Raw genomic sequence first — 21,905 nt, 5'->3', positions numbered from 1 at the left:
TTTTGCAATACCCTACCATGTTAATAACAGTTTGTCATGAACATCTTCATTTATCATGATTTGTCCAGTTCTTTGTAGCCTATTAATCATAGAAATTCCACAATTCACATAAACTTCTCTCTCAAACAACCCTTCGGGTACTTGAACGCCAATATCCTCGTTACCAGATCTTCTTTTTCCATTTATTGAAAGCATCACTTTTGCCCCACGTCTTTTACAACTTGCAATTTCTGAAAATAATTTATTTATATCAAAAGTCTGTGCACCATAAATAATTGATTGACTATGGGTGTACGGAGGATCACAATATACCAAATCCCCCTCACCTGCCATTGACATAATTTGTTTAAAGTCTGAGTGGATAAATACTGTATCTTGAACTAATTGATTCCATAACTTAACTCTTTTTTCAAATTCTAAGGGTGATATGGGTTTATGAGGACCAACTGGTGTGCTCATATACCCATCCGATTTACGAAAACGGATAATTCCTGAATAGCAAGTACGCGAAAGTAAAGCAAAATCTAACGGGTTTCTAGTAGTATTAAAGCGTTCTCTAATTTTAAGGTAATTATCCTTTTTATTGTTTTCATAATCTGAAATGTGGTCAAAATAATACTGAACTAAAATATCCGGGTCTTTTTTCACATATTCAAAGATATTAATTAGTGGTTCCAATACATCTGACGCAATCGCTTTTTTATATAGTGTATCAGGTGCTAAACTATTATATTTGGAATTCGATAGGGCAGCCAGAACTGCTCCACTCCCTAAAAAAGGTTCGAAATAAGTATCAATTTTCTCTGGCATATACTGAACAATTTCCTCAGCAAATCTTTGTTTATTACCGATCCATTTTAGTAGCTGAGGTACTCCTCTAGTGCTAGTTTTTGGCATAGCAAAACTCCTCTATTTATGTGACTAGCTTCATTATAACATACAAAAACCCCAAAATGTCACTTATATCATGTAGACTTATAATCTACAAAAGCATATGTTGGTAACATGGAGAAAAAGAATAGAACAATACAACAGTTTGGTAGAACTATCAGAGATTATAGACGTAAAAAGAATATTTCTCAAGAAAAACTAGCTGAGCTCTCTGGATTACATAGAACATATATTAGTGAGGTGGAGAGAGGGGAAAGAAATATTTCATTACTAAACATAGTAAAGATAGCAGTTGCATTAGAAATAAATGTATATGAACTTTTTTTATTTATAGACAAGGAGGATTAGTTTGGAAGCAAACCAAGACTTTTTACAACGGAGTGAGCAATTCTGGGGTTATGTCAGAATAATATCAGAAAAAGTGGGTTATACAGACCGACTTACCAGGATTATCAAGAGTTATTCAGAAGAAGAAATTTTGACAGCACTGGTAAAGGAAGATATATCAATTGACAAAGATCTTCTTGAAGACGTACTAAATTATCTTGAGTATAGAACAAACATCCTGAATAATCATGTTAGAAATAGTTTGATGAATTTAAAAGATGCTAGAACAATCTTCTATCAGTTAAAGAAAATTTACGATGCAGAGAGTTTTACAAGTAAGTTACCGTATAACAAACAAAAAGAAGAAAAAAGGGATTATGCATATTTAACTGGTATTATAAATATCTTAACTGAGCAGCATCTTCGAGAATTTGCCCATACACATGGTTTAGAATATGAAAAGGATATAACATTCGATGATGATCCAAATGTTTTGTCATATCTGAAAGATTCAGCTCGCAAAATTCAAGGTGCTTTTTCTAGACGTTTTGATGGAGCTTATCCGTCAACTATTAATCCTATTGTTGTCTGGGAAATTAAAGAATACTACTATACCACAACATTTGGTAGTAGAATAGCAGACGGTGTATTTGAAACACAACTAGATGGCCACGAAATTAATAAACTTTCCCACTTGAAGGAGGGGGATATTAAACATATATATTTTATAGATTCCTACCCTTGTTGGTGGGAACAAGGAAAGTCTTATCTTTGCAGAATCATTGATATGTTGCATATGGGACTTGTGGACGAAGTTATATTTGGTAAAGAAGTTTTTAATAGATGGACAGTTCTGTTGGATGAATTTAATAAATCGGAATCGCTAAAAAGTAAAGAATGATGATTATCACTCTTTACTTTTTCACATCTTCTATTGATAAATAATTATCAACATACTCTCTATTCACTGCCTCCCATAAATAAAGACAAGCTATAGAACTATTTGGACTCCATACTGATCCTTTCTGTTTTAATAGCTCTTTACTGCTTAAATTATTCTCTGCGTATAACCAACTTACACATCGCTGAAGACTAACATCATCTAAAGGAATAACATCTTGCCTATATAATGTAAAAATAAGAAACATCTCTGCAGTCCAAACACCTATACCTTTAACTCTAGTTAATTTTTTAATTATTTGATTATTGTTGAGCTCTTCCAATTGTTCTAAATCAAGATCATTGCTTTTAATCCTGTTACAAAGATCTCTTATATACCCTACTTTTCTCATAGAAAGCCCTAATGCTCTAAGTTCAGGATCTGATAATTCAGAGATCGTCTTCTGTGTAATTACTCCACTTAATTGCTGTTTTACATTTTCCCAGATATTATTTGCTACCTTATTAGATAGCATTTGACCTACTATATAGCGGATTAAAGCCTCGAACTTGTCATTATAAGTAGGAACATAATAATCACCTATTATTAAAGCAAGTTTTTTAACCTTATTATCGGCCATACATAACTGTTTAACAGATTGATTATCTAAACTTATATTCCAATATCTATTTCCCATAAAATTTACCCTATCACTATTTATAGTCGAGAATGAATAAGTTAATTGTTATGAGTAACCTTTACTAAATATTTATTTTTCATTCAAAATATGTAAAACGTTTTCGATAATAGACAAAAATTTCTCCTGTTCATATAAACTTTGTTCACCTACTAAATTAATCAGGGCTGACATATATTGATTTCCGCTCCCACTTTTGGACCAATAGTACTAAAGAATTCCTCTAACGATACTCTCAGTGCCCTTGTAATTTTTACTACACTTTCCAAACTTAAGTTACTTCTCCTCGCAACCAATTCACTGGCGTGAGTAATATAGTAATCCTTTACAAACTGATATTGTTCGTAGAGTTCTTTTCTAAATTGGTTAAACATCTTGCTTTTTCTCTCCCATCCTATTTAACGATTAGCTTAAAGTAGAATGTCTTCAACCTCCTTAATTAGTACACTGGGCCTCAATATTAAGTTCATCTGATAGAGTAAATATTGTGTTTATTGTTGGCTTTCTCTGGCCTCATTCAAGTAAGCCAATTTTCCCTGATATATTGAAGAACACTTAGCTAACGAAACTGTTAATACAATAAAGAACAATTTATCTGAATTTGTTATCGATTATAATCAAGCTACGAATCTTTATCCTTTTTGGGCTGAATATCCCCCAGAAGATCGTGGTCGTCAACCTAAGGGTGATCAAGTACCGTGGATAGAAGTAGGAGAACATTCTGTTGGGCACAAACTCACAAGACTTCTAAGTAATAAAAATACTATAAGGGAAGTTAGTTTACCATCAGGTTCAGATGACAGATTCCTTTTAACTTCTGATAATATTGATAAGTTGACTAAGCCTACCAATTCAATAATATTTTTCTCCGATGTAAAGTCAGTTGGACCTAGGGATAATGAAGAACATATAGTTTTATCACCTTATCAAATATCTGGTGACGGCATATGGAATAAGCCTAAAGATAATGTATTAAATAATAAAATAACTGCCATAGGCAAAAGAACGAGTCACGATGTTTGGCCAGCTATACCACCTATATATATTAAGTAATGGTACTATTGCACCAGTTGTACATATTTACCTAAAGCCTATCTATAGTATGCTTTCACTTACTTCGGATAAAGTTGGGCAACCTTTAGAAAGGATAAGAGTTATTACGGTTCCAAATGGATTACTTCTAATTATGAATCCTAATTACTTGAAGCTTCACCCTGATTTATCTTTTCCTGGTAAAGATAATAAAGTAAACCAGCAAGAAAACTCCGTAGTAGGGTTTCATTTGATTTACTAAAGAATATACACTCGTGGAGAGTACAGGATATCATTATATAGAAAAAAAGCCCGGAATTTACGGGCTTTATAAGAAGGATATTTGCTGAAAACAATCTCCTTCAATTTCTTCTGGTGTCGAATCATTTATTATCAATGAAATATTCTTCTTTGCCAAATGAACATATTTTTCTACCTTTTAAATGACAATATAGTTTCTTCGTTTTAGGGTTGCAGCAACTGCAGATGTACCACTACCCATAAAATAATCAAGAAAGATATCATTTTCTTCACTGAAAAGTTTTATTATCCTCTTTGGTAACTCTAAAGAGAACTTAGCCACATGATCATTGTTTTTTCTAACTGACGGAATAGACCATATTCCTCTACTTCCCCATTCCACCCATTCTTTTTAGTTAGTTTATTTCTATCAATTACCGTTTCACCGGGTTTCCAAAAAATATACAAATGTTCAAATTCAGAAACCACCCTATAAGAATTTGAATGCCATTGAGAATTTTGCCAAGAAGGATCTTTTGCCCATATTGTCTATCATACAAAAATAATCCCGCATTGTAAGCAAACTGTTCAACAATTCCACCAACTAATTTTACTCTAGTTTGGACATTGTATTTTCAACCACGGATATTGTTTCCGTTAAGTCTTCTATGTATAGTTTGTTCACTACAATTAAATGCTTGGCCAACTGGTATCTATTTAATCCAGGTTGTTCTTAAAGGACTTTTTATATATCCTCTTTTGTTACTTTAACTTTTAGCTTAGATTTATTTGGTTCCTGAATCCTTGGTATTTCAGGATCAGGAAACGCCAAGATATCGTCAATATTAATTACCATAAATCGATTATACAAACTATTAACTAAAAAATAGAAAAAGCTGCCGGTAGGCAGCATGACCTCAAAAAGTAGATATTGGGCATATTATATAGCTTGGTTAAAGGGGTACAGTTACTTCCCAGACTTATACCTTTCATTAACCTTCTGCATTAATACTTTATGGAAAGCTTGACTTTTGGTTAATGTTGCAATTTGTTTCCCTGTTTTATCCTCTTTAATACCTTCATACATAAGCTGAACACTCTCTTTAAAAATTTCATCAAATGACGCCAATACTTGGTTAGTCCATTTAGTAAAATCAACTTTTCCTTTTTCTCCAATTGCAGGAAGCTTACCGAATCGCTTTTGGCTGATCGCGGCGAATGTAGATATCAGGAAAAAATCTCCAGTATTTAAAAAAGAGTAGTCACTAATTTCCTTAGCCTTAATGCCAAGATATTTTAGGATAATTCTATTCTTTTTGTTACGTTTATAACTTCTGTAATCACTTATTTTTTCCATAAATTTATTATAAATCTCAAATGCAAAAGCAACCCGTTCAGCATTTATATTTTTAAGAATAGTTTCTAGATGCTTTTTTTCAAACAATTTTGCTTTATTTAACTTTGCAACAGGTGCTAAATTTTCATAAAAACTGGCTTGAAGCTGTATAGCTAAATCTAATTCAATTGCTTTACTATTATTAACTCCCAACAATTTTGTTTTTTCTTTTCTACTAAGTCGCTTTTTCAATATACCTAGTTTATTAGCTTGTCTTTCAAAGAAATAGCCTAATTTACTAAGATCATTTTCAAGTGTCCTAATTATTGGCAAGTTTGAAATTAAGTAACTATCTTTTATTTCAGTCTGAGAGTTCAGGAAGATCGAAATATTTTGTTTTATAATAGGATCTGTTATTTCTATTATTGTGACTTGAACTAACCCATCATTAAGCACACCTTGTTTTTTAGCCTCCAACAAGCTATTCATGGTTTGACAACCATTAACAACCATCGGATTATCTATCTTAATAATTTTCCTGAATTCTGCGTTTACAACTTTTGGTGATACAATTACGATTCCATTATTATATAGATGAAAATGGTTTACATCTGATCCAGAAGCTGTACCGATTATCCCTTGGTTGAACTTGTTGTCCACGCCATGAAAAAGTCTTACATTTTCATCAAATATAATGTTTTGGTACTTCTCACTTAAATCAGCTAACTCCCTTAGCGAAGCGTGGATAGTATAAGTATTAGAATCTTCATCCATTAATACTCCCGTACTTGTACCATGCTGAGTAAGTGTAATGGTGTAATCCTCTTGCAGCTTACCCTTTTCATAAATTATGTCAGTAACTTCCTTCTTATCAAGCAATACCCATTCTAACGTGTTTCCAGTACCTTTTATCTTTTCCAATTCTTCATTGAGGGTAATCTCTGCTGTCTCACTTAATCCATCAGTATAGGAGACAAATGTAAGTTTAAAAGAAAAGATATTACTTTCGTCAATCTCGGCAATTTTGCCTACTAAGTCTTCATTAGCATTGGTCGGTGCTTTACCACTAGAACAAAACTTGTAACCCCTTAGAAAACTTGAAATATCCTCTTGTGCAATCTTTTTTGAAATATTGTCCTCTTTATCCGGGAATTTAAATTGGTACAAGTTAATTCTATCAGTATCATAATTTATTATGATCGCATCTATTCCCCAATCGTTATGACCATCAGTAATTGCTTCCTCAACAATATTTTCATTAATCCCCTCGATATTGTATAAGTACCAATGAGCAAAGGCTTGGCTTTTTTTCTCGTATTCAAACTTTTCCTTTATTTCCATTACTTCTTCTTTAATTCTTTGATAATAAGAGTTGTATAGTCCCTGATAGTCATTAGAAATTGTTTCTAACAAAAAATCTCCCCCACTCTATTTAAAATCCCATTTTCTCCTATAAACTATTTTAACCTATTTTGACTATTTTTGTAGATATATAAGTTCATATGGAAATATATTAGTAACATTTCCAAAAAAATTTTAAAAAATTTGGTGAAGTGCTTTTGCCCGCGGTTGCTACCCCCGGCCCCCCGGAGGTAGGGGGGCGTCTGTGTTCCTGCCTGGGCTAGCCTTATCCAGATACACTCTGTGCTTTACTTAATATACATACCCTGTCTCGGGCTGTATAGTTGGATGGGGCTTTGTGGTATGGTGTGACAGGCCCTTTAGTGCCCGCTTTCAGACTGCTAACGTTCTTAAACGGGCCATGGCTTCCGTGGTGAGACTGTAAGATCTACGTAATCTGTTTATTAACTGCTTCTATGATTTATTGATTGTTTTTCTTTTGGCACGAATCAACGTACTTTTAGATATTTATTTTATACATGACACGAGAACTATTTTATCTGTTACAGATCTGGTGAGTCTTTTTTAAATCGTTAAACAAGATAGCATAAAAATGTTGCATCGAACCAGCAGTTACCTCGATCAATCAAAAAATATAACATGTTAAACATATTTAAATAGTTTGATCGTTTGATCTACCAATTTCTTATTATAAATCCAAAAATAATTTTTTGATATTTAAGCCTTGAAACATTTGATGAAACATAATATAATCTATAACCGAAACAAATTGAAACAAACGCCGAAACGAAAAGAGGGGGTTAACTATGGAAAATTTAATTGATTCAAAGCAACTTCAAGAAGTATTAAATATTTCACGGACCACCCTATACAGAATGGAAAAAGAAGGACTACCAGTAACACTCATTGGTAAATCAAAACGCTACAATATTGATGAAGTCAGAGTATGGATTGATAATCGTCAACGCGGTATCTCTAACTTAATTGTTGGCAATGCCTACCATAACGATGAAATTACAAAGATTTTCAAATGTGCAAACACTGGGGGCATGCGACGTTCTCATACTACAAATACTCTTGTTATCTTTTCCGATCACACAAAGGGTAAGTATGAAGACAAATGGAAAATTGATAGTAAAGGAGAAGAAGTTCTCCATTTTACAGGCACTGGGCTTGAAGGAGACCAGGATATTGAATTTCAGGCAAATAAAACACTAAACGAGTCTAGAACAAATGGAGTCAAGGTCTATTTGTTTGAAGCGTTTAAACCTGGAGAACATATATTCCAAGGACAAGTAAGACTGATTGATGATCCTTACCAAAAAACAGAAGGCGGACGAATTGTGTGGAAGTTCCCACTTCGTATTGTTGGAAATAAGCATAGGGTTACAGAGGAACTACTTAGAGAAAAAGAAGTGATGAAGGAAAAAGAAGCCCAAAATTCAAGTGATAAAGATCTATTTAACCGTGCTAAGAATCCGGAATCATTAGGTCAACGTTACACCACTTCGAAAACATTTGACCGTGATCCATATGTTTCTGAGTATGTAAAACGCCGCGCAAATGGTCACTGCGATCTTTGCGGCAATCCTGCACCTTTTGTAGATAAGAAAGAAAGGCCATATCTGGAATCGCATCATGTTAAATGGCTGAGTAAAGGGGGCGAGGATACTATTTATAATGCCGTTGCTTTAGATCCGTCCTGTCACCGTAAAATGCACGTTCTAAACTTAGAGAAAGACGTGAAAAAATTGTTTGCCAAGATTGAGGAATATAAATCTAACAAAAAAAATAAGTAAATGTCTCAATTATTACTGTATATTTAAAAAGGACGGGTTTGTCAAATAAAGTGTGTAAGTCCTGAAGACTAAATGTATTTACGAACCCTATTTTCTAACTGATCGTGTACTAATAGCTGGTTCATGACCATCGACCAGTTTTGGATGTGGCCACCTTCCCATTTGTTTTCAAGTTCTTTCACACGTAAAAATAGGACTTTTAAGAGAGCATTCTCGTTAGGGAATGCTCCTTTTTTGGTCACTTTTCGAAAGCTAGAATGAATACTCTCCACGGCATTGGTTGTGTACATCACCTTGCGAATGGCACTTCCATAATCATAGAGTTGCTCAACATGCTGAAAGTTTCTAGTCCACACATCGATGGCTCCAGGATAGGCAGACCATTGTTGTTTAAAAGATTCAAAAGCACTTTGGCAGGCTGAAAGATTAGGAGCACTATATACCTTTTTTAAAGAGGCAGTAAATGGCTTATACTCTTTGCTTGGTACATATTTAATAGAATTACGAATCATATGAACCATGCAGCGTTGAACGGTTACTTGTGGGAAAATAGCACGAGCTCCTTCTTCTAAACCACTTACTCCATCCATGGAGATAAAGAAGATGTCTTCGACACCTCTTGCTTTAATCTCATCAAATATTTGCATCCATTTGTGCTTGCTTTCTGTTTCATTTAACCAAAGACCTAACACGTCTTTCTTACCTTCCATGGTATAACCTAATATCGTGTAGACTGCATATTTCTTCGTTTCATACTGGTTACGGATCGTTGTGAACATACAATCTACAAATAGGAACACATAACAGTTGCTTAAAGGACGAGATTGCCATTCTTCTAACTCAGGAAGGACCGCATCTGTAATGTCAGAAATCATTTCGTGGGAGACAGAGAAGCCATAAATATCTTCAATGGTGGAGGAAATATCCCGTTGAGACATACCTTTGGCGTACATAGAAATCACCTTATCTTCTATAGCGGAGACGTCTTTTTTACGCTTTGGTATGAGTTGTGGTTCGTACGAACCATCTCGGTCCCGTGGCACCGCAATATCTACTTCTCCAGCCGTTGTTTTCAGTGTTTTCTTGCCGTACCCGTTACGCCTGTTTGTTGTGTCTTTTTGATTCTTATCATTAGACTCATAGCCTAAATGATGATTCATTTCACCCTTTAACATGGATTCAAACATGGGCCCAAATATTTCCTTTAGGGCATTTTGCATGTCTTCTACTGACTTGGGTTGGTATTGCTCAATGATTTTTTCTGCTAATTCTACGGAGTTTGGATCTCTTTTGATTTTCCCCATCGAAATCACTCCTTTAGATATATATTCATTTTACCAAATAAAAAAACTGTGTGAGCAAGAATCGTACGCATTCTTACTTACACAGTTAATATTACACTCCCAAAAGGACCGATCAGTGGTCCTTTTTCTTCTATATGAATCTGACAGCAATACTCCTTAAATTATTCAGCACTTTCCATTGACTCAGACTGCATTGTACACCAAGCGTTTAACGACGTCTTTCCAATCATCATTAATATGATAACGATTGCTGGGGCAACGAATGTAGCAGCCAAACCCACTTCTCATGTTCTGGTCTAAAAAACTTTATTAACATATAAAATTCCCCCATATAATTTATCAAAATATCAAACTTAAAAAAGCTAATCGTCAGTAATACTTTAATTGTTGCTTTTAACCTTTACTATACATAGAAATACAAAAGCATTCAGTGATACAAGCTTTGCATTATTATTTGATTAAGCCCGCTTCCTTTAATAGTGTCCTGTTTTTCCTAGCATCTTCATTATCCAAAGACTTTTTAATACCACCTTTAATATGAAAGCCACTAAGTGAATATGTTTTAAACATTTCTTCCGCTAACTCTAACTGTGCTACAGCCAGTTTCTCGTTTATTTCATTCGATGGTTTAGTAAATTTATCATTTTTTATATCTGCATAAAGGCTAATGTTTTTCATATGATTTACAAAAGCAAGGTTGTCTTTTATTTTTTCGTATTCCAAGTTCATACTATTGTTCCCAACGGCATTAAGCATGGTTTGGTAGAAAACAAAATTCTGCTTATTTTTGGCACCATGGTTCCTTAACCGCTTATAGAAGCTTTTCCAATCATGAGTTTCTTTAAAATACGACCTTGTGGCTTCTTGATATATAATTGGTAGTTTTGCAAGTTCTTCATGTGCCATTTGCGCTAAGGCATACGACCTTGCATATCTTTCATTCTCAAGCAACAACCTAGAGTCTACCAACAATTCCTTTGTATTTTCATAGACTAAATTATATGCTTCTTCAAGTTTTTGAAAAGATAGAGCCGTCACAGTATCCCACCTAATAATACAGATTATATTTTTAATTTCCTTTGCATTTTCTTATACTTTTTTCGAAACTTTTTTAACATAAATCGAATAGTTATTCCCTTTAAAGTTGCCATATCAATTCTTTTAGGTAAATCACTCACCAGGTATCTACATTCGACAAGTAACAAATTGTATAACATTGCCATTGAGAAAAACAAAAAGTTTAGCTCTTTGTAATAAGCTATAGGAGCATATTGATTAAATTTACTCAGCTCTTCTATAAAATTATTAAAATCAACTTCATCTATCTCTTCGTTTACTGTTTTAATCGCAGACTCCAAGCTTTCTCGCATTTCTAAGAAGTCATGCTTATTTAAAAGTATTCTCCCATGAGCTCTATTTCCTTCAACTCTAGTATCCTGTCGACTTTTTCATTAAATCCATTTATGTAAATTTGAGCGTCATTAAATCGTATGTAAAACTGAATATTATTTAATTTATGGCTCCTATTCATTTGCCACTTTGCAATACCAATTGCTCCTAAAATACCAACAAAAGCTCCTATGGCACTACTTAATGTACTCATCCAAAATTCCATTACAAATATTCCCCTTACCCAGATTAATCCATCAATTTCCTTTTACTTAGTATATCAAACATTTACATGCTAAACGAGGATCACTAGGCGTTTCTTTTTTGTTGGACAATCAATTCTTATCAATGCTAAAATAATTGTTAATCTCATTGAAGATGTTAATTACATAATCCACCGATTACAAATAATAATCAAAAATAAAAAGGTGGAAACAACATGATTGTTAAAGGTAAAGAATTAAGAGAACTAGTACAATGAAGTTTGAAGAAATCGAACAAGTATTGGAAGGGCAAGCAGAAATCAAATTAGAAGAAACTTGATAAAAATGGTGAAACACTTTATCTTATTCAAGTTTCTGATGAAACAATTTCACTCACAACAATTAAATGCGATGAAAAAGGTTGGAATATTCATTGTGGCTCAAGCACTCCATGGTATATTAAAACTCCAATTTTAAACGTTATGGATTTAAGCGAAGAAGAACAATAAACCCTATCGACCACTAAGCGTTCAGCTTGGTGGTTCTTTGTGTTTTCGATTTTCTCTATCAGATTAAAAATAAAACCGTAGCCACGATTGACTACGGTTTATTGCTTACAAATCATTTAATGGTGAATATTTTCTATGAGATTCTTTAACATCTTCAGAAAATAAATTAACGTAAATTTTAGTTATTTCTAACGAGCTATGCCCTAGTATTTGTTGTAAATGAAAAGCATCTCCACCACCACGAACAAAATATTTAGCAAATGTATGCCTGTAAGTATGAGGACTTACCCTAACGTCAGTATTGCCAGTTAATTCTTTATATTTTTCAAATCTTGATTGAACACTTCGCCTTTTAAGTTCTCTGCCATCTTGATTAATAAATAATTTTTCAGTATCTGCTGTGCCACGTATTTTCATATAAATTTCTAATTGGTCTTTACATTTTTGTGTAATAGGAACTTCACGCTGAAAATATGTTTTAGTTTCCTTTATGACAACTTTATCTTTTTTAAGGTCTTGTAATTCAATGCCAACCAATTCATTTAATCGAATACCAGTATCAAAAAATAACTTCATTATTGTAATATCCCGAACACCAACGAAAGTTTTCAAATCACAAGCAGAAAATAATTTTTGTAATTGTTCTTTGGTAAAAGTTTCAATTACTTCTTTACGTTCTTTCAAAAGCTTGATACGTGCTATTGGGTTTTTTTCAATATGATTGTTGTTGTATAGGAAATTGAAAAAAGCACGATAAGCACGTAGCCTTGTGTTTATAGTAGATACCTTTAAACCATTGTTTTGAAATGAAGTAATCATTTTTTTAATATCTTGCTCAGTCATTTCAATTATGGTTTGCCTACTGTTTTTAAACCTTGATGATAGAACCTTAAAGTGTAATCCCTCAAGTTCCGTAACTTGCAATCCTCATAGAATAATTTAAAAGCTTCTTCATCTGTGGTTACATAGGAAGTTTTGTTTACTATTTGTAATTCGACCTCATTTAGCAATTGTCTTCTCGCCATCGCACACTACTCCTCGCATACTATTTTTTGATTTTTAGTAGTGCGAGTGAAAAATAAAAAAGTTTCCCACAATTTGCGAGAAACTTGATTATACCAACGGTTGCTGGTGTTATTTAGTACCGGTGGTCGGGGTCGAACCGACACTCCGTGAGGAACACGATTTTGAGTCGTGCGCGTCTGCCAATTCCGCCACACCGGCATGTTATGGAGGCGGTAACCGGATTTGAACCGGTGATAAAGGTTTTGCAGACCTCTGCCTTACCACTTGGCTATACCGCCATATATGCAAATGGAGCGGAAGACGGGATTCGAACCCGCGACCCCCACCTTGGCAAGGTGGTGTTCTACCACTGAACTACTTCCGCGTATAAATGGCTGGGCTAGCTGGATTCGAACCAGCGCATGACGGTACCAAAAACCGTTGCCTTACCGCTTGGCTATAGCCCAACGCTTATGGGGCGACCGATGGGAATCGAACCCACGAATGCCGGAACCACAATCCGGTGCGTTAACCCCTTCGCCACGATCGCCATTGTAAAACAGGGGTAGTAGGAATCGAACCCACACCGGAGGTTTTGGAGACCTCTGTTCTACCGTTAAACTATACCCCTAAGAGAAAGAAATAAAATGGTGGAGGGAGTAGGACTCGAACCTACGAACCCGATGGGAGCGGATTTACAGTCCGCCGCGTTTGGCCAACTTCGCTATCCCTCCATAAATAAGTGGTGGCTCGGGACGGAATCGAACCGCCGACACACGGATTTTCAGTCCGTTGCTCTACCGACTGAGCTACCGAGCCATTAGATATGATATGAAATAAAACACATTATGTAAGTGGCGGTCCGGACGGGACTCGAACCCGCGACCTCCTGCGTGACAGGCAGGCATTCTAACCAACTGAACTACCGGACCGTATGATAGATTTTGTAGAATTAACCAATGTTAACTAAGAATAAATTTGGTTGCACCCTTTGGGCACCACTATAAATTTCTAACGAAGATATTAATTCGACGTAGTAAGAAATTTGGTTGCGGGGGCAGGATTTGAACCTACGACCTTCGGGTTATGAGCCCGACGAGCTACCAGACTGCTCCACCCCGCGATGATATTAGAATAAATCACTTACGTGATATAAATGGTGGAGGATGCAGGGCTCGAACCTGCGACCCCCTGCTTGTAAGGCAGGTGCTCTCCCAGCTGAGCTAATCCTCCATTTGTAACTGGGTTTACTTATTAATGGTGACCCGTACGGGATTCGAACCCGTGTTACCGCCGTGAAAGGGCGGTGTCTTAACCGCTTGACCAACGGGCCATATATCCTGAGCTATGTACTATGGCGGAGAGCGAGGGATTCGAACCCTCGAAACCACGGTTAGCGGTTTACACGATTTCCAATCGTGCTCCTTCGGCCAGCTCGGACAGCTCTCCATATGGCTCCACAGGTAGGATTCGAACCTACGACCGATCGGTTAACAGCCGATTGCTCTACCACTGAGCTACTGTGGAATGGATGATATTGCCTAGCAGCGTCCTACTCTCGCAGGGGCAATGCCCCAACTACCATGGGCGCTGAAGAGCTTAACTACTGTGTTCGGCATGGGAACAGGTGTGACCTCTTCGCTATCACCACTAGACCTTATAAATCCGATTGGATTTTTACAGTGACAACAAATATTATATCTGTTTTCTCGAAAAAATCAATAGGTTATAGAGAGAAACTCATAAAAGTTGCACCCTAAAAACTAGATAAGAGAAAGACATTCATAGGAATTTAGTTAAGTCCTCGATCGATTAGTATTCGTCAGCTACACATGTCACCATGCTTCCACCTCGAACCTATCAACCTCATCGTCTCTGAGGGATCTTACTCATTTAAAATGATGGGAAGTCTCATCTTGAGGGGGGCTTCATGCTTAGATGCTTTCAGCACTTATCCCTTCCACACGTAGCTACCCAGCTATGCTCCTGGCGGAACAACTGGTGCACCAGCGGTGTGTCCATCCCGGTCCTCTCGTACTAAGGACAGCTCCTCTCAAACTTCCTGCGCCCACGACGGATAGGGACCGAACTGTCTCACGACGTTCTGAACCCAGCTCGCGTACCGCTTTAATGGGCGAACAGCCCAACCCTTGGGACCGACTACAGCCCCAGGATGCGATGAGCCGACATCGAGGTGCCAAACCTCCCCGTCGATGTGGACTCTTGGGGGAGATAAGCCTGTTATCCCCGGGGTAGCTTTTATCCGTTGAGCGATGGCCCTTCCATGCGGAACCACCGGATCACTAAGCCCGACTTTCGTCCCTGCTCGACTTGTAGGTCTCGCAGTCAAGCTCCCTTCTGCCTTTACACTCTTCGAATGATTTCCAACCATTCTGAGGGAACCTTTGGGCGCCTCCGTTACTCTTTGGGAGGCGACCGCCCCAGTCAAACTGCCCACCTGACACTGTCTCCGAACCGGATTACGGTCCTGGGTTAGAAGGTCCGTACAGCCAGGGTGGTATCCCACCGACGCCTCCACCGAAGCTAGCGCTCCGGTTTCTCAGGCTCCCACCTATCCTGTACAAGCTGTACCAACATTCAATATCAGGCTACAGTAAAGCTCCACGGGGTCTTTCCGTCCTGTCGCGGGTAATGCGCATCTTCACGCATAGTATAATTTCACCGGGTCTCTCGTTGAGACAGTGCCCAAGTCGTTGCACCTTTCGTGCGGGTCGGAACTTACCCGACAAGGAATTTCGCTACCTTAGGACCGTTATAGTTACGGCCGCCGTTTACTGGGGCTTCGGTTCAACGCTTCGCCGAAGCTAACGCATCCCCTTAACCTTCCAGCACCGGGCAGGTGTCAGCCCCTATACTTCGCCTTTCGGCTTCGCAGAGACCTGTGTTTTTGCTAAACAGTCGCTTGGGCCTTTTCACTGCGGCTTCTCATGCAAGAAGCACCCCTTCTCCCGAAGTTACGGGGTCATTTTGCCGAGTTCCTTAACGAGAGTTCTCCCGATCACCTTAGGATTCTCTCCTCGCCTACCTGTGTCGGTTTGCGGTACGGGCACCTCTTTCCTCACTAGAGGCTTTTCTTGGCAGTGTGAAATCAGGAACTTCGGTACTAAATTTCCCTCCCCATCACAGCTTGTGATTGCCAGACGGATTTGCCTATCTGACTCACTCACTGCTTGGACGCACACATCCATCGGTGCGTTTTCCTTATCCTACTGCGTCCCCCCGTCGTTCAAACGGAAAGGAGGTGGTACAGGAATATCCACCTGTTGTCCATCGCCTACGCCTTTCGGCCTCGGCTTAGGTCCCGACTAACCCTGAGCGGACGAGCCTTCCTCAGGAAACCTTAGGCATTCGGTGAAGAAGATTCTCACTTCTTTTTCGCTACTCATACCGGCATTCTCACTTCTAAGCGCTCCACCAGTCCTTACGGTCTGACTTCGCTGCACTTAGAACGCTCTCCTACCATTGTTCGGAAGAACAATCCACAGCTTCGGTGATACGTTTAGCCCCGGTACATTTTCGGCGCAGAGTCACTCGACCAGTGAGCTATTACGCACTCTTTAAATGGTGGCTGCTTCTAAGCCAACATCCTGGTTGTCTAAGCAACTCCACATCCTTTTCCACTTAACGTATACTTGGGGACCTTAGCTGGTGGTCTGGGCTGTTTCCCTTTCGACTATGAACCTTATCACCCATAGTCTGACTCCCAAGATAAAGTAGCTGGCATTCGGAGTTTGACTGAATTCGGTAACCCGATGAGGGCCCCTAGTCCAATCAGTGCTCTACCTCCAGTACTCATTTCTTGAGGCTAGCCCTAAAGCTATTTCGGAGAGAACCAGCTATCTCCGTGTTCGATTGGCATTTCACCCCTACCCACACCTCATCCCCGCACTTTTCAACGTGCGTGGGTTCGGGCCTCCAGTCAGTGTTACCTGACCTTCACCCTGGACATGGGTAGATCACACGGTTTCGGGTCTACGACCCCTTACTATAACGCCCTATTCAGACTCGCTTTCGCTGCGGCTCCGTCTATACAACTTAACCTTGCAAGAGATCGTAACTCGCCGGTCCATTCTACAAAAGGTACGCCGTCACCCGTTAACGGGCTCCGACTACTTGTAGGCACACGGTTTCAGGATCTATTTCACTCCCCTTCCGGGGTGCTTTTCACCTTTCCCTCACGGTACTGGTTCACTATCGGTCACTAGGGAGTATTTAGCCTTGGGAGATGGTCCTCCCGGATTCCGACGGAATTTCACGTGTTCCGCCGTACTCAGGATCCACTCTGGAGGAAACAGTCTTTCGATTACAGGGCTCTTACCTTCTTCGGCTGATCGTTCCAGATCGATTCGTCTACACTATTTCTTTGTAACTCCGTATAGAGTGTCCTACAACCCCAGAAAGCAAGCTTTCTGGTTTGGGCTAATTCCGTTTCGCTCGCCGCTACTCAGGAAATCGCATTTGCTTTCTCTTCCTCTGGGTACTAAGATGTTTCAGTTCCCCAGGTCTGCCTCCTATACCCTATGTATTCAGATATAGGTACTACTCCATTACGAGTAGTGGGTTTCCCCATTCGGAAATTCCCGGATCAACGCCTACGTACGGCTCCCCGAGACATATCGGTGTTCGTCCCGTCCTTCTTCGGCTCCTAGTGCCAAGGCATCCACCGTGCGCCCTTCTTCACTTAACTAATTTGTCTGTGAAAAGACGTTTGGTTTGTTACTGTTGAATGTCTTGTATTAGTCTAGCTTCCGTTCTCAAAGAACTTCCACTATTCTAATGCTCTTATCTAGTTTTCAAGGTACAAAAAACCACAATAAAGTGGCATTGAGAGAGTTAATCCCTCAAAACTGAACCAAACGAACCAGTATGTTCTCTGACCAGCTCCGAAGAGCTGGCTTCCGTTATCTTTCCTTAGAAAGGAGGTGATCCAGCCGCACCTTCCGATACGGCTACCTTGTTACGACTTCACCCCAATCATTGGCCCCACCTTCGGCGGCTGGCTCCTAAAAGGTTACCTCACCGACTTCGGGTGTTGCCAACTCTCGTGGTGTGACGGGCGGTGTGTACAAGGCCCGGGAACGTATTCACCGCGGCATGCTGATCCGCGATTACTAGCGATTCCGGCTTCATGTAGGCGAGTTGCAGCCTACAATCCGAACTGAGAATGGTTTTATGGGATTTGCTTCACCTCGCGGCTTCGCTGCCCTTTGTACCATCCATTGTAGCACGTGTGTAGCCCAGGTCATAAGGGGCATGATGATTTGACGTCATCCCCACCTTCCTCCGGTTTGTCACCGGCAGTCACCTTAGAGTGCCCAACTAAATGCTGGCAACTAAGATCAAGGGTTGCGCTCGTTGCGGGACTTAACCCAACATCTCACGACACGAGCTGACGACAACCATGCACCACCTGTCACTCTGTCCCCGAAGGGAAAGCTCTATCTCTAGAGTGTTCAGAGGATGTCAAGACCTGGTAAGGTTCTTCGCGTTGCTTCGAATTAAACCACATGCTCCACCGCTTGTGCGGGCCCCCGTCAATTCTTTTGAGTTTCAGCCTTGCGGCCGTACTCCCCAGGCGGAGTGCTTAATGCGTTAACTTCAGCACTAAGGGGCGGAAACCCCTAACACCTAGCACTCATCGTTTACGGCGTGGACTACCAGGGTATCTAATCCTGTTCGCTCCCCACGCTTTCGCGCCTCAGCGTCAGTTACAGACCAGAGAGTCGCCTTCGCCACTGGTGTTCCTCCACATCTCTACGCATTTCACCGCTACACGTGGAATTCCACTCTCCTCTTCTGCACTCAAGTTCCCCAGTTTCCAATGACCCTCCACGGTTAAGCCGTGGGCTTTCACATCAGACTTAAGAAACCGCCTGCGCGCGCTTTACGCCCAATAATTCCGGACAACGCTTGCCCCCTACGTATTACCGCGGCTGCTGGCACGTAGTTAGCCGGGGCTTTCTCGTCAGGTACCGTCAAGGTACAAGCAGTTACTCTTGTACTTGTTCTTCCCTAACAACAGAACTTTACGATCCGAAAACCTTCATCGTTCACGCGGCGTTGCTCCGTCAGACTTTCGTCCATTGCGGAAGATTCCCTACTGCTGCCTCCCGTAGGAGTCTGGGCCGTGTCTCAGTCCCAGTGTGGCCGATCACCCTCTCAGGTCGGCTACGCATCGTCGCCTTGGTAGGCCATTACCCTACCAACTAGCTAATGCGCCGCGGGTCCATCTATAAGTGACAGCCAAAGCCGCCTTTCAACTTTCTCCCATGCAGGAAAAAGTATTATCCGGTATTAGCCCCGGTTTCCCGGAGTTATCCCAGTCTTATAGGCAGGTTACCCACGTGTTACTCACCCGTCCGCCGCTCGTTCCACCATCGTCACCCCGAAGGGGTCAGATGGCTTCCCGCGCTCGACTTGCATGTATTAGGCACGCCGCCAGCGTTCGTCCTGAGCCAAGATCAAACTCTCCAATAGAGTTTTGAGTTCTTCACTCAATTTAAAGCTAGCTAAAATCTTACTTAACATACTGGTTGTTTTGTTCAGTTTTCAAGGATCAATATCATGTCCGCCGTTCAAAATGGCGACTCAATTAATATATCATGTCGTATCATCGAAGTCAACTTCTTTTTCGATGAATTATTTTCATCAAAATGTCTTCCCTCTCAAGCGACGAATATTAATATAACATTTTCAAAATCAGAAGTCAATAATATTTCAATTCATAATTTCATTCTGTTTCTCACCAGGTTCCTTATCTCGCCTGGATGACTATCCTACCATAGAATCATCTTACAGGTAAATGACTAAATTCTTCCATATTCAAGATATGAGAAAAGGAGGACGCCAGCGCCCACCCTTTTATCCTATGAAGACTTCCGTACGACGTGACAGTTCCTTTACTTTTTCACGAAGTACTTTCGTTGAAAGATCCCTCGGCCTTTCGTTTCTTCTAATTCCACACCAAGGATTCCTTTGTCCGTTAAGTAAGCAACCTTCGTACTGAGATCCAGTGCATATGGCTCGATATCTGGATGAACTTTTAATTCTCCAAAGGACCACGCTTCTTCTTTCGTAGCCATCACATCTAATAGATGCTTTGCGCACGTCTTTGACCTGGAGTTGGTGGCCACTTCAACTGCCAAAAGCATCAACTCTACTTTTTTATGCGTTTCTTCATCGCTCTTAATTAATTCTTCATATAACTTGTACGCTTCCGAATCAATTCGCTTCACTTGATTCCAAACCGTCACTTCAGGATGATAGCCTTTTTCAATAATAGCAAGACGAGCTAGATAATGAAGCGAACGTAACACCCGACTATAGGCATCCAAGTACTGCTCGGTTTGGAATAAATCCTTTGCTTCACTGTAGCTTCTCGTTAGCTTGGCAAATTCCAACGCCATTTTTAGATCCCTTTGTTCCTGTGGAAATTGACTTAATTCTTCTTTTAAGTTGGCCACATACTCGTTCCGATCAAATACAGTTACACCGTTCATAATCCATTCCACTGCTTTTCGATAGGTACTTGTTTCAATCCATTCCTTTAACAAGTCCTCATCGACCACGTGCATGGCAGCTGTTTTGCCATCAAATTCGTAATGCTTCACGAACCAAGGTTGCTCGGATTCTTTTGCAATAACTAAGAGGATAACATCGAAGTTATCCGTAACCGGGCTTACGGGTTTATTTCTTTCAATAATCAGTACTCCAAGTGTGTTTGATTGGCTTGCTCGTTTTTGATAAATGGGTCTTAGTAGATCTTCCATGACACGATCCCCCAATAATTAGATAAACTTAATTTCTATAAAACAAATCGAATTCCTTTTTCATTCCAGAAATTTCTCTTATTTTTCTCCTGATTGTGTAACAGTTTAGACAAGATTATAAGGCAACGAATATGCTATACTTCTTTATGGAAGAAACAAGGAGGGTTTCCGGTGGCATTACAATATAGTAGCAAAATTAATAAAATACGTACATTCGCCTTAAGTCTTATCTTTATCGGATTTGGGATTATGTATGTCGGACTTTTAGTAAAAAAAGTAGAGTGGCTCATGCTGCTATTCTTCATATTAGGTTTATTGGCAATCGTCTTTAGTACAGTCGTGTACTTCTGGATTGGGATGCTTTCCACTAGGGCTGTCCAAATTATTTGCCCAAGCTGTGAAAAGCCGACGAAGATTCTTGGCCGCGTCGATGCTTGTATGCACTGTAAGCAGCCTTTGACACTAGATAAGGATCTTGAAGGTAAAGAGTTTGATGAGAAGTACAACTCGAAGGATTATCAAAAAGCAAAACAAAAGGGTAAATAAATCTGTCCGAGCCCGGACAGGTTTTTTTATTTTTATTATAATATGCACCACACATTATTATATTCCATATAAAAAGCCCCTTCATCCAGTTGTGGATAAGGAGCTTTGATAAATATTAATGCTTAACGAGTGATTTTTCTTTACAGTTAGCGCAAACGCCGTAAATTTCCATGCGATGGTGACTGACATCAAAGCCAGTAACCTTCTCCGCTAAAGATTCTACTTCATCCAAGCTTGGATAGTGGAAGTCGACAATCTTGCCACATTCATCACAGATAATGTGATAGTGATCGGACGTGTTACAATCAAATCGACTTGAGGAATCTCCGTATGTTAACTCTCTTACTAGGCCGATTTCTCGAAAAACGCGTAGATTGTTATACACGGTTGCAACACTCATGTTGGGAAATTTTCCTTCTAATGCTTTGTAAATATCGTCTGCTGTTGGATGAATCGTAGCGTTCAAGAGAAATTCAAGAACCGCATGACGCTGAGGTGTGATTCTGACTCCTGAATTCTTCAATCTGTCTACTGCATCTTGTAATTTCATTTCAGACACCGCCATGCACCTCACTTTCAATAACAGATTATTTTT

General features: G+C 39.4%; 16 protein-coding genes, 14 tRNA genes, 3 rRNA genes and 2 pseudogenes. 6 read left to right on the top strand and 29 right to left on the bottom strand.

Going from position 1 to position 21,905, the window contains the following annotated elements; genetic code table 11:
* Positions 1–12: 12 nt before the first annotated feature.
* Positions 13–897, bottom strand: coding sequence for a DNA adenine methylase (locus tag KO561_RS04275; protein ID WP_231095899.1), 885 nt, complete (start codon positions 895–897; stop codon positions 13–15).
* 108 nt (positions 898–1,005) lie between these two features.
* Between KO561_RS04275 and KO561_RS04270 the strand changes: the two genes are divergently transcribed.
* Complete coding sequence (locus KO561_RS04270; protein WP_231095898.1) at positions 1,006–1,239, top strand: helix-turn-helix domain-containing protein; 234 nt, start codon at positions 1,006–1,008, stop codon at positions 1,237–1,239.
* Between the two features lies 1 nt (position 1,240).
* Entirely contained in the window at positions 1,241–2,119 is an 879-nt protein-coding gene (locus KO561_RS04265; RefSeq protein ID WP_231095897.1) for a DUF7687 domain-containing protein, read from the top strand.
* 13 nt (positions 2,120–2,132) lie between these two features.
* On the opposite strand, the gene KO561_RS04260 is transcribed toward KO561_RS04265, so the two are convergent.
* On the bottom strand, positions 2,133–2,795 hold the full coding sequence (locus KO561_RS04260; RefSeq protein ID WP_231095896.1) for a DNA-3-methyladenine glycosylase family protein: 663 nt from the start codon (positions 2,793–2,795) through the stop codon (positions 2,133–2,135).
* A 543-nt stretch (positions 2,796–3,338) separates the two neighbouring features.
* Between KO561_RS04260 and KO561_RS20550 the strand changes: the two are divergent.
* Positions 3,339–4,089 (top strand): annotated as a pseudogene (locus KO561_RS20550) (BglI family type II restriction endonuclease).
* Positions 4,080–4,130: pseudogene (locus KO561_RS20545) on the top strand (hypothetical protein); the annotation flags it as partial. The pseudogenes KO561_RS20550 and KO561_RS20545, both read left to right, overlap by 10 nt.
* Positions 4,131–4,266: 136 nt before the next feature.
* Here the strand turns inward: KO561_RS20545 and KO561_RS20395 are convergent.
* Together KO561_RS20395 and KO561_RS04250 are read right to left on the bottom strand one after the other, a co-directional pair.
* On the bottom strand, positions 4,267–4,470 hold the full coding sequence (locus KO561_RS20395; protein WP_269140692.1) for a DNA methyltransferase: 204 nt from the start codon (positions 4,468–4,470) through the stop codon (positions 4,267–4,269).
* 564 nt (positions 4,471–5,034) lie between these two features.
* Entirely contained in the window at positions 5,035–6,816 is a 1,782-nt protein-coding gene (locus KO561_RS04250; RefSeq protein WP_231095894.1) for an AIPR family protein, read from the bottom strand.
* Positions 6,817–7,571: 755 nt separating this feature from the next.
* On the opposite strand from KO561_RS04250, the gene KO561_RS04245 reads away from it, so the two are divergent.
* Entirely contained in the window at positions 7,572–8,564 is a 993-nt protein-coding gene (locus tag KO561_RS04245; protein ID WP_231095893.1) for a helix-turn-helix domain-containing protein, read from the top strand.
* Between the two features lie 68 nt (positions 8,565–8,632).
* Here the strand turns inward: KO561_RS04245 and KO561_RS04240 are convergent, their stop codons facing one another.
* The 24 genes from KO561_RS04240 to KO561_RS04130 all read right to left on the bottom strand — a co-directional run bounded on the left by KO561_RS04240 (position 8,633) and on the right by KO561_RS04130 (position 20,764).
* Positions 8,633–9,877, bottom strand: a complete 1,245-nt coding sequence (locus KO561_RS04240) for an IS256 family transposase (protein WP_231095892.1) — start codon at positions 9,875–9,877, stop codon at positions 8,633–8,635.
* Positions 9,878–10,318: 441 nt separating this feature from the next.
* Entirely contained in the window at positions 10,319–10,906 is a 588-nt protein-coding gene (locus KO561_RS04235; RefSeq protein ID WP_231095891.1) for an AbiV family abortive infection protein, read from the bottom strand.
* A gap of 23 nt (positions 10,907–10,929) precedes the next feature.
* Positions 10,930–11,238: a hypothetical protein gene (locus KO561_RS04230; protein WP_231095890.1), complete on the bottom strand. Its 309-nt coding sequence runs from the start codon at positions 11,236–11,238 to the stop codon at positions 10,930–10,932.
* Between the two features lie 20 nt (positions 11,239–11,258).
* Positions 11,259–11,483, bottom strand: coding sequence for a hypothetical protein (locus KO561_RS04225; protein WP_231095889.1), 225 nt, complete (start codon positions 11,481–11,483; stop codon positions 11,259–11,261).
* A gap of 591 nt (positions 11,484–12,074) precedes the next feature.
* The gene (locus KO561_RS04220) at positions 12,075–12,812 is read right to left on the bottom strand and encodes a tyrosine-type recombinase/integrase (RefSeq protein ID WP_331000826.1); all 738 of its coding nucleotides are present in this window, start codon (positions 12,810–12,812) and stop codon (positions 12,075–12,077) included.
* 5 nt (positions 12,813–12,817) lie between these two features.
* Positions 12,818–12,994 (bottom strand): hypothetical protein, encoded by a 177-nt coding sequence (locus tag KO561_RS20490; protein ID WP_331000825.1) that lies wholly within the window; start codon positions 12,992–12,994, stop codon positions 12,818–12,820.
* Between the two features lie 117 nt (positions 12,995–13,111).
* Positions 13,112–13,193, bottom strand: a tRNA-Leu gene (locus KO561_RS04215).
* Between the two features lie 6 nt (positions 13,194–13,199).
* Positions 13,200–13,273: transfer RNA gene (locus tag KO561_RS04210), tRNA-Cys, on the bottom strand.
* 11 nt (positions 13,274–13,284) lie between these two features.
* Positions 13,285–13,359, bottom strand: a tRNA-Gly gene (locus KO561_RS04205).
* A 7-nt stretch (positions 13,360–13,366) separates the two neighbouring features.
* A tRNA-Gln gene (locus tag KO561_RS04200) sits at positions 13,367–13,441 on the bottom strand.
* A gap of 7 nt (positions 13,442–13,448) precedes the next feature.
* Positions 13,449–13,524, bottom strand: a tRNA-His gene (locus KO561_RS04195).
* Between the two features lie 10 nt (positions 13,525–13,534).
* Positions 13,535–13,605, bottom strand: a tRNA-Trp gene (locus KO561_RS04190).
* 17 nt (positions 13,606–13,622) lie between these two features.
* Positions 13,623–13,708, bottom strand: a tRNA-Tyr gene (locus KO561_RS04185).
* A 9-nt stretch (positions 13,709–13,717) separates the two neighbouring features.
* A tRNA-Phe gene (locus KO561_RS04180) sits at positions 13,718–13,793 on the bottom strand.
* A gap of 36 nt (positions 13,794–13,829) precedes the next feature.
* Positions 13,830–13,906, bottom strand: a tRNA-Asp gene (locus KO561_RS04175).
* Between the two features lie 114 nt (positions 13,907–14,020).
* Positions 14,021–14,097, bottom strand: a tRNA-Met gene (locus KO561_RS04170).
* Positions 14,098–14,131: 34 nt separating this feature from the next.
* Positions 14,132–14,207: transfer RNA gene (locus KO561_RS04165), tRNA-Val, on the bottom strand.
* A gap of 25 nt (positions 14,208–14,232) precedes the next feature.
* A tRNA-Glu gene (locus KO561_RS04160) sits at positions 14,233–14,307 on the bottom strand.
* Positions 14,308–14,329: 22 nt separating this feature from the next.
* A tRNA-Ser gene (locus KO561_RS04155) sits at positions 14,330–14,423 on the bottom strand.
* Between the two features lie 3 nt (positions 14,424–14,426).
* A tRNA-Asn gene (locus tag KO561_RS04150) sits at positions 14,427–14,501 on the bottom strand.
* 12 nt (positions 14,502–14,513) lie between these two features.
* Positions 14,514–14,629, bottom strand: a 5S ribosomal RNA gene (rrf, locus tag KO561_RS04145).
* Positions 14,630–14,766: 137 nt separating this feature from the next.
* Positions 14,767–17,682, bottom strand: a 23S ribosomal RNA gene (locus KO561_RS04140).
* Positions 17,683–17,910: 228 nt separating this feature from the next.
* Positions 17,911–19,472, bottom strand: a 16S ribosomal RNA gene (locus tag KO561_RS04135).
* The 16S, 23S and 5S rRNA genes sit together here with 14 tRNA genes alongside, the layout of an rRNA operon.
* Before the next feature lie 422 nt (positions 19,473–19,894).
* Positions 19,895–20,764: a nucleotidyltransferase-like protein gene (locus tag KO561_RS04130; protein WP_231095888.1), complete on the bottom strand. Its 870-nt coding sequence runs from the start codon at positions 20,762–20,764 to the stop codon at positions 19,895–19,897.
* 171 nt (positions 20,765–20,935) lie between these two features.
* Between KO561_RS04130 and KO561_RS04125 the strand changes: the two genes are divergently transcribed.
* Positions 20,936–21,310: a YgzB family protein gene (locus KO561_RS04125; RefSeq protein WP_231095887.1), complete on the top strand. Its 375-nt coding sequence runs from the start codon at positions 20,936–20,938 to the stop codon at positions 21,308–21,310.
* A gap of 115 nt (positions 21,311–21,425) precedes the next feature.
* Here KO561_RS04125 and perR read toward each other — a convergent pair whose 3' ends face one another.
* Positions 21,426–21,875, bottom strand: a complete 450-nt coding sequence (gene perR, locus KO561_RS04120; protein WP_231095886.1) for a peroxide-responsive transcriptional repressor PerR — start codon at positions 21,873–21,875, stop codon at positions 21,426–21,428.
* Positions 21,876–21,905: the final 30 nt, after the last annotated feature.

It is taken from the genome of Radiobacillus kanasensis (assembly GCF_021049245.1).
GTDB lineage: Bacteria > Bacillota > Bacilli > Bacillales > Amphibacillaceae > Radiobacillus > Radiobacillus kanasensis.
This window is presented reverse-complemented; position numbering and strand designations above follow the sequence as displayed.